The 14,114-nt window shown below is 67.1% G+C and carries 12 protein-coding genes; 7 read left to right on the plus strand and 5 right to left on the minus strand.

The window, feature by feature from the left end:
* Nucleotides 1-2: 2 nt before the first annotated feature.
* Nucleotides 3-836 (plus strand): glycosyltransferase family 2 protein, encoded by an 834-nt coding sequence (locus tag BTJ49_RS11990; protein ID WP_113065657.1) that lies wholly within the window; start codon nucleotides 3-5, stop codon nucleotides 834-836.
* Nucleotides 837-844: 8 nt separating this feature from the next.
* Here the strand turns inward: BTJ49_RS11990 and BTJ49_RS11995 are convergent, their stop codons facing one another.
* The 4 genes from BTJ49_RS11995 to def form a co-directional block, all read right to left on the minus strand.
* Entirely contained in the window at nucleotides 845-2,551 is a 1,707-nt protein-coding gene (locus BTJ49_RS11995; protein WP_113065658.1) for a glycosyltransferase family 39 protein, read from the minus strand.
* 67 nt (nucleotides 2,552-2,618) lie between these two features.
* Nucleotides 2,619-3,935, minus strand: coding sequence for a 16S rRNA (cytosine(967)-C(5))-methyltransferase RsmB (rsmB, locus tag BTJ49_RS12000; protein ID WP_113065659.1), 1,317 nt, complete (start codon nucleotides 3,933-3,935; stop codon nucleotides 2,619-2,621).
* Nucleotides 3,936-3,946: 11 nt separating this feature from the next.
* Entirely contained in the window at nucleotides 3,947-4,888 is a 942-nt protein-coding gene (gene fmt, locus BTJ49_RS12005) for a methionyl-tRNA formyltransferase (RefSeq protein ID WP_206098412.1), read from the minus strand.
* 4 nt (nucleotides 4,889-4,892) lie between these two features.
* A complete protein-coding gene (gene def, locus BTJ49_RS12010; protein ID WP_113065660.1) occupies nucleotides 4,893-5,396 on the minus strand; it encodes a peptide deformylase in 504 nt (167 codons plus the stop codon).
* Between the two features lie 186 nt (nucleotides 5,397-5,582).
* Between def and BTJ49_RS12015 the strand changes: the two genes are divergently transcribed.
* The 6 genes from BTJ49_RS12015 to BTJ49_RS12040 all read left to right on the plus strand — a co-directional run bounded on the left by BTJ49_RS12015 (nucleotide 5,583) and on the right by BTJ49_RS12040 (nucleotide 13,934).
* Entirely contained in the window at nucleotides 5,583-6,689 is a 1,107-nt protein-coding gene (locus BTJ49_RS12015; RefSeq protein ID WP_113065661.1) for a LysM domain-containing protein, read from the plus strand.
* A gap of 96 nt (nucleotides 6,690-6,785) precedes the next feature.
* A complete protein-coding gene (gene dprA, locus BTJ49_RS12020) occupies nucleotides 6,786-7,922 on the plus strand; it encodes a DNA-processing protein DprA (protein ID WP_113065662.1) in 1,137 nt (378 codons plus the stop codon).
* A gap of 130 nt (nucleotides 7,923-8,052) precedes the next feature.
* Nucleotides 8,053-10,548 carry a DNA topoisomerase I gene (locus BTJ49_RS12025; RefSeq protein WP_113065663.1) on the plus strand — a complete coding sequence of 832 codons (2,496 nt, stop codon included), beginning with the start codon at nucleotides 8,053-8,055 and terminating at the stop codon, nucleotides 10,546-10,548.
* 13 nt (nucleotides 10,549-10,561) lie between these two features.
* A complete protein-coding gene (locus BTJ49_RS12030; protein WP_113065664.1) occupies nucleotides 10,562-11,143 on the plus strand; it encodes a Sua5/YciO/YrdC/YwlC family protein in 582 nt (193 codons plus the stop codon).
* A 98-nt stretch (nucleotides 11,144-11,241) separates the two neighbouring features.
* Nucleotides 11,242-12,564, plus strand: a complete 1,323-nt coding sequence (locus BTJ49_RS12035) for an AMP-binding protein (RefSeq protein ID WP_113065801.1) — start codon at nucleotides 11,242-11,244, stop codon at nucleotides 12,562-12,564.
* 173 nt (nucleotides 12,565-12,737) lie between these two features.
* Nucleotides 12,738-13,934: a hypothetical protein gene (locus tag BTJ49_RS12040; RefSeq protein WP_113065665.1), complete on the plus strand. Its 1,197-nt coding sequence runs from the start codon at nucleotides 12,738-12,740 to the stop codon at nucleotides 13,932-13,934.
* 6 nt (nucleotides 13,935-13,940) lie between these two features.
* Here the strand turns inward: BTJ49_RS12040 and BTJ49_RS15770 are convergent, their stop codons facing one another.
* On the minus strand, nucleotides 13,941-14,078 hold the full coding sequence (locus tag BTJ49_RS15770; protein WP_168184734.1) for a hypothetical protein: 138 nt from the start codon (nucleotides 14,076-14,078) through the stop codon (nucleotides 13,941-13,943).
* Nucleotides 14,079-14,114: the final 36 nt, after the last annotated feature.

Genomic DNA, 14,114 nt, shown 5'->3' on the forward strand with positions numbered 1-14,114 from the left:
GGATGCGCATCAGCGTCATCGTCATCACCTACAACTGGCCGCAAGCGCTGGATGCCGTGCTGCGGGGGCTGGCGCGGCAGCGTGAGTTGCCGTTCGAGGTGATCGTGACCGATGACGGTTCGGACGAGCAGACGAAGCAGGTGCTGGCCCGGCACGCGCAGCACTTTCCGGTGCGCCTGACGCATGTCTGGCAACCGGATGACGGCGCGCGTATGAGTCGCGCACGCAATCGCGGCATCGTTGCCGCGCGTGGTGACTACATCGTGCTGCTCGATGGCGACATGGTGCCGGGTGAACACTTCATCGCCGACCATCATGCCTTCGCGCGCCGAGGCTGTTTCGTGCAGGGCTCGCGCATGCTGCCTGATGAACGGGCAACCAAGCGCATGTTCGCGCACAAGCGGTTCCGTCCACACTTTTTCACGCGTGGCCTGCAGCGGCGGCGTCATGCGTTGCGCCTGCCGTGGTTGGCGCGTGTGTGGGCGTTTCCACGCGTGAATCGTCGCGGCATCAAGAGCTGCAACATGGGGTTCTGGCGCGAGGACCTGATCGCAATCAATGGCTTCAACGAGGCCATGACCGGCTGGGGGCGCGAGGATGCCGAGCTGGCGGTGCGCGCCTTCAACTATGGCCTGATGCGGTGCGATCTGCGTTTTGCCGGCATGGCCACGCATCTGTGGCATCGTAGCCGCAAGTACGAGGGACGCAGCATCAACGACGACATTCTCGATGCCACCGTCGCGCATGGTTTGCAGCGTTGCGAACAGGGTATCGACGCACACTTGGGCGAATTCACCCAGCCGCCGATCGACCTGCGCACCGACGCCGCGGCCTGAAAGCCGGGTCAGTCGTCGTCGTGCCCGTCGGCGGGTACGCAGCCCGGAATCAGTGCGTCAGCCGGTACCAGCCACCATTCGCGTCGATTGGCGTGGCCGATGTGCACGGCCCGGTCCCGCTGCACGCAGTCGCCCATGGCCTGCTGAAGGATGAACAGTCGCCGTTGCGACGGGTCGGCGCGCAGCCACGCCGTGGCGGCCTGGAACTGCTGCGGCCAGGGCCGCAGGAAGCCGAACTCGGCCACGGGTCCCTGCGCCATCAGCAGGTTCTGCTCCTTCCACGCCACCAGGCCCAGGGTCGCTCGTGGCCCGGCCAACTCCCGCGCGCGCTGCATCACGTCCAGCGCCGAACGGTCACCGTTGAGGATCGGATAGCCCCACAGCCCGTACAGACTCCACAGCGCGAGCGCGAAGAAGGCCCAGCCCAGCGCCGCGCGGCGAATGCGGAACAGTACGGCGGCGAGCAGACCGCTGACGCCGATCGCCAGCAGCACGCGCCAGATGCGCGGATCGAGACTGCGTTCGATGTGCACGGCCCAGTGTGGGTGCTTCGTCATCGCCAGTGCCGCGAGGACGGTCAGCAGCGACGCCAGCAAAAGCGTGAGGACGAAGATTGCGCGGCGCGGACCGATCTTGCGCAGCAGTCCGGGCAGCAGCGGACCCATGGCCAGTGCCACCATCGGCAGCGCAGGCAGGATGTAGACGTCACGCTTGCCCGGGCTCAGCGAGAAGAACAGCAGCACCAGCAGCCACCAGCCCAGCGGCAGCAGATAGCGGGTATCGCGGCGCTTGAGGCGTCGCCACCAGGCCGGAATCGCCCACGGCAGCAGCAGCGCCAGCGGCAGCCAGTCGGTGGCCATGATGCCGAAGAAGTAGAACGGCGAATGGATGTGCCCGGTCGGCGTGGCGTAGCGATGCACGGTCTGGCCGAACAGGATGTTCTGCACGTAGGCGGCGTGCTGCGGATCGCCGTCCAGGTGTGCGGTCAGCACCATCGGCACCAGCCAGGCCAGAATCGGCACCAGGAACAGCGCCAGCGAACCGGCCCAGCGCCAGCCGCCGTGCGGCTGTGCGAGATGCCGCCAGCCGCGCCAGCGCGCGAACAGGAACGGCGCCAGCATCAGCAGCGCCAGCACGCCCACGCCCTTGGTGATGACGCCGACGCCGGCGAAGAAACAGCCGATGGCGAACCAGCGCCAGTTCGGCCCCAGCAGCAGGTGTCGCAGCAGACCGTAGTTGGCCAGCGTGATCCAGCCCACTTCCAGCGGGTCGATCTGCGCGTTGCGGAACTGGTAGGTGAAGTGGATCGTCAGCAGCAGCGTGGCCGCGGCCAACAGACCGCTGCGGTGGTTCCACAGTCGGCGGCCGAGGTCGTAGACCAGGCCCAGTGTCATCAGGCCCGACAGCAGCGACGGCAGCAGGAAGGCCACGCGCCAGCTGCGCACGATCAGATAGAAGATCGCCTGCAGCCACATGAACACCGGCGGCTTGTCCGGGTACAGCTCGTGGCCGCGGTGCGGGAACAGCCATTGGCCGTGCTCGACCATCCAGCGCGCGACTAGGGCGAAGCGCGGTTCGTCCGACGGCCACGGGTCGCGCAGGCCGATGCCGATGCCCAGCAGCACCAGGGCGAACAGCAGCAGCGCGATCAGCTCGCTGCGTGCGGTGCGCAGAAACAGGGGGCGGGCGCGGGTAAGCGGGACGGGTCGGTTCACGGATGCTCGGCAGCGGGCCTGAAAGACGCGTCAGGATACCGTGTGCGGCGATGCCGTGTGGCGGGCGTCAGACGCGGCGCTTGCCGAGGGCGGCGTAGTACAGGCCGTCGAGATCGGCGTCGCCGGGCAGGATCTGCCAGCCGGGACCGGCGGTCTGGCCCATCGGTAGCGTGATCGGTAGCACCTCGGCGTCGGCGTGCCGGTCCAGGAACGGAGCGACGATGTCTTCATTCTCCGCGCGCAGCAGGGAACAGGTGACATAGAGCAGCCGCCCGCCCGGCGCCAGCAGCGGCCATAGTGCATCCAGCAGTTGCCGCTGGATCGTGTTCAGCGCGCCGATGTCGGTGGCGCGGCGATGCAGGCGCACGTCGGGACGCCGCCGCAGCACGCCGCTGGCCGAGCACGGCGCGTCGATCAGGATGCGGTCGAACGGCGCGCCGTCCCACCAGGCGTCGGGGGAGGCCGCGTCGGCCTGCACCACGTGTGCGTCGAGGCCGAGGCGCTGCAGGTTCTCGCGGATGCGCGGCACGCGTGCGGCTTCGAGTTCCACGGCGAGCATGTCGACGTCATGGCGCTCCAGCGCATGACAGGTCTTGCCGCCGGGCGCGGCGCAGGCATCGAGCACGCGCTGACCGTCGGCCAGATCGAGCAGGTCGGCCGTCAACTGGGCCGCGCCGTCCTGCACGGCGAAATCACCGTCGGCGAAACCGGGCAGGCGGGTGACGTCGGTGCTCTCGGCGAGCACCACGGCGTCGGCGAGTTCGGGATGCGCGTGCGCGGCGAGGTCGGCAGCGCGCAGACGTTCCAGGTAGGCGTCGCGTGTGCCGCGGCGGCGGTTCACGCGCAGGGTCAGCGGCGCTTCGCGGTTGGCGGTGGCCAGCACGCGTTCGGCTTCCTGTGGCCAGTCGCGACGCACGGCGTCGATCAGCCAGGCTGGTTGCGCCCAGCGGCTGGCGTCGTCGGCGTCCAGTTTTGTGCGCAGGGCGTCGCCTTCGCGTTGCCAGCGACGCAGCACCGCGTTGACTAGGCCGGCCATGCGCGGTTTGCCCAGTGCCCGCGCAGCCTGCACGGTGGCGGCGACGGCAGCGTAGGCGGGAAGCTCCAGTACGTCCAGTTGCACCAAGCCCACCACGAGCAGCGCATGGACTGCCGGTTCCTTGCGTCGCAGCGGCTTGTCCAGCATGTGGTCGAGGGCGACGTCGTAGCGCAGCCAGCTGCGCGCGCCGGCCTGCACCAGCGCGTTCAGCAGCGCGCGATCGCGAGCATCCAGAAGCTGCGGCGTCAGGCGCGAGAGGACTTCACGGGAGGATGCGCCGCGCAGGGCGATCTCCGCCAGTGCGCGCGCGGCGAGGGCGCGGGTGTCGGGTGCGGCGGGCTTGGCCATCGGCCGCGTCCTCAGGCGCCGCGCCGACGCAGGTCGGGGCGAGCATTGAGGAAATCGGCCACGCGCATGCGACGGCCGCCGGCGCGCTGGACCTCGTCGACGCGCAGCACGTTTTCGCCGCAGGCAATGTCGAGGCCGTCAGCGTCGCCGCCCAGCACGGTGCCGGGCGCGGCGTCGTGATCGCGGTCGAGTGCTTTCGCCGACCACAGGCGCAGGCGCTCGCCGGCAACCTCCGCGACGGCGACCGGCCACGGATCGAAGGCGCGGACCTTGCGCTCCAGTTCCACGGCGCAGCGCGAGAAATCCAGTTCGGCCTCGGCCTTGTCCAGCTTGTGCGCATAGGTGACGCCTTCGTCGGGCTGCGGGCGCGCCTGCGGCAGGTCGTCGTCCAGCGCGCGGCGCAGGCCATCGGCCAGCACCTCGGCGCCGAGGGCGGCAAGCTTGTCGTGCAGGCTGCCGCCGGTCTCGTCGGGGGCGATGGGCTGGCGACGTTCGAGCAGTACAGGTCCGGTGTCGAGGCCGGCTTCCATACGCATCAGCGCCACACCGGTCTCCGTGTCGCCGGCGGCGATGGCGCGCTGGATCGGCGCCGCGCCGCGCCATCGCGGCAGCAGGCTGGCATGCACGTTCCAACAGCCCAGCGTGGGGATATCGAGCACGGTCTGCGGCAGGATCAGTCCGTAGGCGACCACGATCATCAGGTCGGGCCGATAGGCGGCCAGGTGCGCCTGGGCGTCGGCATCGCGCAACGTCTTCGGCTGCTCCACCGGCACGCCGTAATCGAGCGCGGCCTGCTTGATCGGGCTCGGCGTCAGCTTGCGGCCGCGGCCGGCGGGACGGTCGGGCTGGGTGTAGACGGCGACCAGTTCGGTGTCGCTGTCGTGGCAGGCGCGCAGGCAGGGCAAGGCGAAGTCCGGCGTTCCCGCGAACACCAGACGCAACGGACGGGGCATGGCGTCAGCCTGCCTGACGACGTTGCTTGTCCAGCTTCTTTAATAGCATGGAGCGCTTCAGCGGCGACAAGTAGTCGACGAAGACCTTGCCTTCCAGGTGATCCATCTCGTGCTGGATGCACACCGCCATCAGGCCCTCGGCTTCGACGGTGAAAGTGGTGCCGTCGGCATCCTCGGCCTCGGCGCGCACCCAGCTGGCACGTTCGACGTTGGCGAACACGCCGGGGAAGGACAGGCAGCCTTCCTGTTCCATCTGCGTGCCGCGCTTCTCGACGATGCGCGGATTGCACAGCACCATCGGCTCGTCGCGGCTCTCGGAGACATCCATCACGAACAGCCGCTGGTGGCGGTCGACCTGAGTCGCGGCCAAGCCCACGCCCTGGGCGTCGTACATGGTTTCGAACATGTCCGCGACCAGCGTGCGCAGCGCATCGTCGAATACCGCTACGGGGGCGGCCTTCGTGCGCAGGCGCGGATCGGGGAACTCGAGTACGGTCAGCTTGCTCATGATGAAAAATCCGTGTGTCGATGCCAATTTGCGGGCGAATCGGCGAAAACCAAGCGCGCACGCCATTAGCATGCTTATTGTACGGTGCTGATCGCTTCTCCGCGAATCCCCGCTGCTGCGCATTTGCGTCGGGGGGCGAATCAGCTACACTCGCAAAAACCTTGGGGGAACGGGGGATTACCCGTCATGCTTAAGAAAACGCTTGCCCTATTCGCCGGTCTGCTGGTGACGGTCGCCGTGTACGCTGCGGGCGCCCAGCTTCGTCCCGGCCACCCGGACACCTACGTGGTGAAGAAGGGCGATACGTTGTGGGACATCTCCGCCCGTTTCCTGCAGAAGCCCTGGCTGTGGCCGGAAATCTGGCAGGCCAATCCGCAGGTGCACAATCCGCATCTGATTTATCCGGGCGACGTCCTCAACCTGTCCTACGATGGCCAGCACGTGATGCTGAAGCCTCGCATGCGCGAGGTCGGTTCGGCGATTCCGGCGATTCCGCTGGATGACCTGAAGATGTTCCTTGAGGACATGCGTGTCCTGTCGAGCGATACGCTGAAGAAGGCGCCCTATGTCGTCGGCTTCGAGCAGAACATGCCGCGCGGTGTGACCGGACAGTTCGTCTATGTGCGCGGTCTCGACGCCAAGCCGGGTCAGCGCTGGGCCATCGTCCGACCGACGCACATGTTCCGTCAGTTCGACGATGCGCCGATGCGTGTCGCGCACACGCTGGACAGCAACGTGGGGATGGTCAACGGACCGTGGCAGGAGGACTCCCGCCACGACGGCCATTACGGCAAGGGAGAAGAGGTCGGCGTTGAGGTGCGCGTGATCGGCACCGCCAAGGTGCTTCGCGGCGGTGATCCATCGACGCTGCTGGTTACCGACAGCAGCCGCGAGATCCGCAAGGGCGACCGCGTCCTGCCGGTCAATGACAAGCCGTACGACCCGTACTACTACCCGCATGCACCGAAGTCGCTGCCGGATCATGCTCGTGTGATCGCTTTCACCGATTCGCTGAACTCGGCGGGTCGGCGCGAAGTGGTGGCGCTGTCCGTCGGCAGCAGCGACGGTGTCAACAACGGCCAGACCTACGCGGTGTTCCAGCCGGGCGATCGCATTCACGACGACGTGGCCAGCTCGAGCATGCTCAGCGGCATTGGTGAGCGCGTCACGCTGCCGGACGAGTTTGTCGGGCATGTGATGGTGTTCCGCACCTTCGATCACGTCAGCTACGGCCTGATCATGGACGGCGTGCGTCCGGTGCGCACCGGCGACGTGTTGCGACTGCCCGAATGAGGTCAGGGCCGGCGCGGGTGCGTCGGCACAGCCCTACAGAACGGCGCGGCATTGCCCGCGCCGTTTTTGTATGCGCGCCTTCCTACACTGGGCGACATGCAGGAGATATCCGTACAAACCGCCTGGCTGACGCTGCTGCGCGCGCCAGGACTCGGCAGCAAGGGCGTGCGCGCGTTGCTCGCGCTCGCGGACGGCGACGTGTGTCGAGCGCTCGAACGAGCGCGGTGCGACGGGCGGGCGCTCGGACTCGCACCTCGAACCCGGGATGGCCTGCGTCGACCGGATTCGGCGCGTCTGGAGGCCGATGCCGAGTGGCTGGCTCGACCACATCAGCGTCTGTTGTGCTGCACCGATGCCGATTTCCCGCCCCAGCTCGAACGCATGCCGGACCCTCCGGCGGCACTGTTCGTCGTGGGCAACGCCGATCTGCTGCTGCGCCCGCAGTTGGCCGTGGTCGGCGCCCGCCATGCCGGTCCGGTCGGTCGTCGGCATGCGCACGATTTCGCTGCGGCGCTCGCGCAGCGCGGTCTGGTCATCACCAGCGGCCTCGCCGAGGGCATCGACGCGGCGGCGCATCGGGCGGCGCTGGAGGTCGGCGGCGGCACCGTCGCCGTGGTGGGCACCGGGCCGGATCTTGTCTATCCGCGCTGTCATGCGGCACTGCGCGAGGCGATTGCCGAGCAAGGCGCGGTCGTCAGCGAATTCTCGCCGGGCGTGGAAGCGAGGCCGGGCCATTTTCCGCGTCGAAACCGGATCATCGCCGGCTTGGCCCTGGGTACGCTGGTGGTCGAGGCGGGCTTGCGGTCGGGGTCGCTGATCACCGCGCGCCTGGCCGCCGAATGCGGACGCGAGGTTTACGCGCTGCCCGGCTCCATTCACAATCCCCTCGCGCGCGGCTGCCACCGGTTGATCCGGGATGGTGCGCGCCTGGTGGAAGACGTCGAGGAGATCTGCGCGTCCCTGGTTCCGCTGGCGCGGGCGCAGGGCGCCGATCTGGCCGCGCGACTGCAGGAAGATGTTCCGGTCGGGCCCGAGGAGCCGGTTGCCGCATTGCAGCGGGATCCGGTGTATGCGGACCTGCTGGAGGCATTGGGGCACGACCCGGTGACACTGGATACGCTGCGCGAGCGCAGCGGTCTGTCGCCGCCCGCGCTGTCGTCGATGCTGCTGCGCCTGGAGCTCGACGGCGTCCTCGTCAGTCAGTCCGGCGGACGCTATCAGCGCGTGTCCTGATGCGCGCTGGCGCACGCCCCGCGCCGATTTTGCTTGACAGTGCGCTAGGGCGTGTGGTCCCACTAGATATATGTGTGCGCGGGTAGCCCCTGCGCGAAACCCCTCAAGCTGACACGGATTGCGTGCCCGCATGGCAAAGAACCTGCTCATCGTCGAGTCGCCGGCCAAGGCCAAGACGATCAACAAGTACCTCGGCAAGGACTTCAAGGTCCTGGCCTCCTACGGTCACGTGCGTGATCTAATCCCGAAGGAGGGCGCGGTCGATCCCGAACAGGACTTCGCCATGAAGTACGACGTGATCGAACGCAACCAGAAGCACGTCGACGCTATCGAGAAGGAAGCCCGCGCGGCCGACGCCATCTATCTCGCGACCGACTTGGATCGCGAGGGAGAAGCCATTTCCTGGCACATCAGCGAAATTCTGCGCGAGGACGGACTGCTCGAAGGCAAGGACGTGCACCGCGTGGTGTTCAGCGAGATCACTCCGCGTGCGATCAAGGCCGCGGTGGAGCATCCGCGCGAGCTGTCGATCAACATGGTCGACGCGCAGCAGGCACGTCGTGCGCTGGATTACCTGGTCGGCTTCAATCTGTCGCCGGTGCTGTGGCGCAAGGTGGCGCGGGGTCTGTCCGCCGGTCGCGTGCAGAGTCCGGCGCTGCGCATGATCGTCGAGCGGGAGAAGGAGATCGAAGCCTTCAATCCGCAGGAATACTGGACCATCGAGGCCGACCTGGCGCATACGGAAACCCCGTTCCGCGCCAAGCTCACGCGCCTGCACGGCAAGAAGTTCGAGCAGTTCGACCTGACCGACGAAGCCACCGCGCACGCCGCGCGCGAAGCGCTGCTGAAGGCGGCCGGTGGCCAGCTGACGGTCGGCGAAGTCGGCAGCCGCGAGCGCAAGCGCCGTCCGGCCGCGCCGTTCACCACCTCGACCCTGCAGCAGGAAGCCGCGCGCAAGCTCGGTTTCTCCACCAGCCGCACCATGCGCGTGGCGCAGGGACTGTACGAGGGTGTCGCGATCGGCGACGAAGGCAACGTCGGCCTGATCACCTATATGCGTACCGATGCCACCGCGCTGTCGGACGAGGCCACCAGCGAACTGCGCGAAGTCATCGCCAGGGACTTCGGCGACAAGGCGCTGCCCGAGGCCGTGCAGGTCTACAAGGCGAAGTCCAAGAATGCGCAGGAGGCCCATGAAGCGATTCGTCCGACTTCGGCGATGCGCCGCCCGGCGGAGGTGGCCAAGTACCTCAACGACGACCAGCGCAAGCTCTACGAACTGATCTGGAAGCGCACCGTCGCCTGCCAGATGATCCACGCGCGGCTGAACACCGTGTCGGTGGAGTTCCCGGTCGGCGATTCCAGCTTCCGCGCCACCGGCACCACCGTCATCGACCCCGGTTTCCTGGCCGTGTACGAGGAAGGCCAGGACACCAAGGGCGACGACGACGACAAGCGCCGTCTGCCGAAACTGGCCAAGGGCGACGTCGTGCCGTTGACCGACATACTCGCCGACCAGCACTTCACCGAGCCGCCGCCGCGCTACTCCGAAGCCAGCCTGGTCAAGGCGCTGGAGGAGTTCGGCATCGGCCGCCCGTCCACCTACGCCTCGATCATCCAGGTGCTGCTGAACCGCGAGTACGTCTGGCTCGACAGTCGCCGCTTCAAGCCGACCGACGTCGGTCGCACCGTCAGCAACTTCCTGACCGAGCACTTCACCCAGTACGTCGACTACGACTTCACCGCCAAGCTGGAGGACGAACTCGACGCCGTCAGCCGCGGCGAGGAAGCCTGGGTGCCGCTGATGCAACGCTTCTGGAAGCCGTTCAAGGACCAGGTCGACGACAAGATCGAGACCGTCGACCGCGGACAGGCCACCGGCGCGCGCGAGCTGGGCACGGACCCGAAGACCGGCAAGCCGGTGTCGGTGCGTCTGGGTCGGTACGGGCCGTTCGCGCAGATCGGCACCCGCGACGACGAGGAAAAGCCGCAGTTCGCCAGCCTGCGCCCGGGCCAGAGCATGCACACCATCGAGCTGGCCGAGGCGCTGGAGCTGTTCAAGCTGCCGCGCAAGCTGGGCGAGGTCGACGGCGAGGAAGTCAGCGCCGGCATCGGCCGTTTCGGTCCGTTCGTGAAGCAGGGCAGCACCTACGCCTCGCTGCCCAAGGAAGAGGATCCGCACACCGTCACCTTCGAGCGCGCGCAGGAGCTGATCCGCGAAAAGCTGGAGATGCTGGCCAACCGCGTCATCCAGGAATTCGACAGCGGCATCCAGGTGCTCAACGGCCGTTACGGCCCGTACATCACCGATGGCGAGAAGAACGCCCGCATCCCCAAGGAGCGCGAGCCCAAGGAACTGACCGAAGCCGAGTGCGTCGAGCTGCTGGCCGCCGCGCCGGTGCGCAAGCGTCGCGGCGCGGCCAAGAAGGCAACCAAGAAGACGGCGGCGAAGAAGACCGCCGCCAAGAAAGCCACGAAGAAGACGGCGACGAAGAAAACCGCTGCGAAGAAGGCGACCAAGAAAGCCGCTGCGAAGAAGGCGACCAAGAAAGCCGCGAAGAAGACCACGGCCAAGAAGACGGCCGTGAAGAAGGCAGTCGGAAAGAGCGTCAGTGACGCAGACTGATACAGCGCCCGACATGAACGATTCGTCCCATGTTTCCTTCCAGGCCGGACTCGAGCGCTGCGTCACAGCGCTGAAGTCCGGCGGTGTGATCGCCTACCCCACCGAGGCCGTGTACGGATTCGGTTGCGATCCGCACGACCGTGACGCCTTCGAGCGGCTGTTCGCGCTCAAGCAGCGTCCCTCGACGCAGGGCGTGCTGCTGATCGGGGCCGATTTCGAACAATTGCGTCCCTACATCGACATGGATGCACTGCCGGCCGAAGCGCTGCAGCGCGTGCGCGACAGCTGGCCCGGGCCGCATACGTGGATACTTCCGCGTGCATCCGGGGTGCCAGCCTGGATCACCGGCGGCCACGAAGGGATCGCTCTGCGCATGACCGCGCATGAGCCGGCGGCGGCGCTGTGTCGCGCGTTCGGGGCGGCGCTGGTCTCGACCAGCGCCAACCGCCACGGCACGCCTCCGGCGCGCGACGCCGAGGGGGTGCGCGCTGCGTTCGGCGACCGGCTGGATGCGGTGCTGGATGCGCCGATCGGCGATGCATCGCGCCCGACCAGCATTCGCGATGCCGTGACTGGCGCTATCATTCGCGCCTAGGGGGATGTTGTGTGGGGAAGTTCGTGAATAGCGAGTCCAAGATCGGCGTGTCGGCATCGCAAGCCGTGCGGCTGCAGAATGCGCCGCAGAAGCAGGCGATGCTTCCGCTGCTGCAGGCCGACGATCCGTCGAGCGTGGTGGTCTGGCGCGATGGTGCGCCGATCCGCGCCGATGTCTTTCTGGCCCATGTGCATCAGGTGCGATCCATACTTCCGCCGGGTGCCTGCGTGGTGAATCTTTGCGAGGACCGGTACAGCTTTCTGGTTGCGTTCTGCGCCATCGTGCTGGCCGGGCAGGCCAATCTGCTGCCGCCGTCGCGTGCGCGCCAGGCGGTGGCTGAGGTCATGGCCGCGCATCCCGGTTGTCATGCTCTGGCCGAGACGCGGCCGTGCGAGCCGCCCGAGAATTTCATTTCGATGCCGGCGTTGCATGCAGTGCTGGACGAGAACTTCGTGGTGCCCGCGATCCCTGCGGATCAGCTGGCCGTGATCGGTTACACCTCCGGTTCCACCGGTCAGCCGCAGGCCAACCGCAAGACCTGGGGCAGCCTGCACGCCAGCAATGAAGGCAACATGGCCAGCTTCGCGCCGACCCTCGGCGACACGTTTCAGGTCGTCGCCACGGTGCCGCCGCAGCACATGTACGGTCTGGAAATGTCGGTGCTGCTGCCGCTGCTGGGCGACGTCGGCGTGCACGCCGGGCGGCCGTTCTTCGCCGCCGACATCGCGCGCGCGCTGTCCGAAGTGCCGGCGCCCCGCGTGCTGGTGACCACGCCGGTGCATCTGCGTGCCTTGCTGGCCGAAGGCGTGAGCCTGCCGCCACTGGCGGCGATGGTCTCGGCCACGGCGCCCATGCCGCCGGAGCTGGCGCAAGCGGCGGAAGCGCGTTTCGATGCCCCTTTGCTGGAGGTGTTCGGTTCCACCGAGACCTGTGTCTTCGCCAGCCGACGCACCACGACCGATGCGTTGTGGACGCTGTACCCGGGCGTGCAGTTGCATCCGCAGCCCGACGGTACGCGGATCGAAGCGCCGCAATTGGCCGCGCCGGTCATTCTGGCCGACCTGGTGGAATTGCCCGATCCGCGGCATTTCCGTCTCTGCGGACGTAATACCGATCTGCTGGAGATTGCCGGCAAGCGCGCATCGCTGGCCGATCTCAATCGTCGCCTGCTGTCGATTCCCGGCGTCGAGGACGGTGTGATGTTCCAGCTCGATCAGAGCGACGCCATGCAGGTGCGCCGCATCGCTGCCCTGGTGGTGGCGCCGACGCTGAGCCAGGCCGAATTGACGGCGCGGCTGCGCGAGATGCTCGATCCCGCCTTCCTGCCGCGGCCGCTGCGCCGCGTCGCTGCGCTGCCTCGCAACGAAACCGGCAAGTTGCCGCGCCAGGCCCTGCTCGCCGCACTGCGCGACGCGTCCTGACGCTCTTCGGACGGTTACCGGCGCAGGATGCGTCGCTGGAATCGTGACTTCGTTCTCATCCGTCGACCCGCGTGAGGCGGGTTGTCGTTCTATGGTCATCGGGCCGCTTCACTCTGAGGGGATCGCCGCCTCGGGAGGCGATGCGTGCATTCCACAGACAAGGAGGATCGACGATGAGCAAGACGAAGACATATGGATGGCTTCGCGCCTGTGTGGCGCTGCTGGCTCTGGCTGTGGCGCTGCCGGCGGTGGCCGGCGACGTCGGAGGGCAGGTGTATTCCAATCCGGGCACCATCACCATGCGCCTGACCTGGGGCTCGAACTACGAGAACAGCAAGGATGTTTCCATCAGCGGCAACGGCGCCTATTCGTTCGGCGTCAACATCCGCAATAACACCAAGTTCCGTGTCGAGTCGGTGTCCGCACCCAGCGGCTGGGCCTGCCGTGGCAAGCAGGGCAATGTCTACCTGAGCAACGCGTCGGCCAGCGACACCAACATCTACTGCGGCACCGCCAGTTCGGTCGGCGGCGTGCGCATCGGCAGCTGGAACCTGGAGTGGTACGACAGCAGCGATCCGGCGGCCAAGAAACAGGCCATCGCCGACGTCATCAACGGCTACCATTTCGATGTGATGGAGGTGAACGAGATCCTCGACGCGGCCTCGATCCAGGACCTGATCGACAACTATCTCGGCAACGCCTCGGACTGGGATTTCCGCATCACCCAGGCCGGTTGCTCGCAGCATGACGTCATCCTGTGGCGCAAGAGCGCGGTCTCGCTGCAGTCCGGCTACGACCTCAACGCTGCCGACACCAACGGCCTGATCGACGAGAACGGCAGCACCTGGGACGATTGCGCCGGCCGTCGTCCCTACGTGGCGACCTTCGCCGTCAACAACTCTGCGCTGACCTTCACCATGGCCACGATCCACTTCAAGGCCGGCTCCTCGCCGTCGGACTGTCAGCTGCGCAAGGACCAGGTCGACTCGTTCGTGCAGTGGGCCGACGAATCCGGTGTCGACCAGGGCAACTTCATCGCCGCCGGCGATTTCAACGACGAGCTTGTCGGCGACGGCGAATGCAAGAACCTCGACACGCTGACTAGCATGGAGAGCCACGCCGGGATGTTCTTCGCCACCGCGCAGCCCGGCTACAACTATGCCTACATGATGGGCAACGGTTTGGTGACCTACGACACCAAGAGCTACCAGAGCACGGTCGATCAGTTCTGGATGAGCACGAACCTGCGTTCGCGGATGCAGCCGACCGACACCTATGGCGATCTGGCCAACGCGGTCGAGGCCAACATGTACTTCGCCCCTTGGGGCGAACCGGATCACGACGCGCCGTACATCTCACTGGCCAAGTGATTTTCTTCACGGCGCCTCGCGCGCTGCGTGATAGACAACCGCCGCCGCTTCCGTAGGGAGCGGCGGTTTCTGCATGAATCGAACGGACACGGGCTGGCCATCCGCCGGTTCCTGCTTGGCCGCAGCAGCGCCATCGGCGATCATAGGCGGCTCCGCACCAATGGTGCGCGCAAGACGATG

The sequence above is a fragment of the Oleiagrimonas sp. MCCC 1A03011 genome, from assembly GCF_003267965.1.
Classification (GTDB): Bacteria; Pseudomonadota; Gammaproteobacteria; order Xanthomonadales; family Rhodanobacteraceae; genus Oleiagrimonas; species Oleiagrimonas citrea.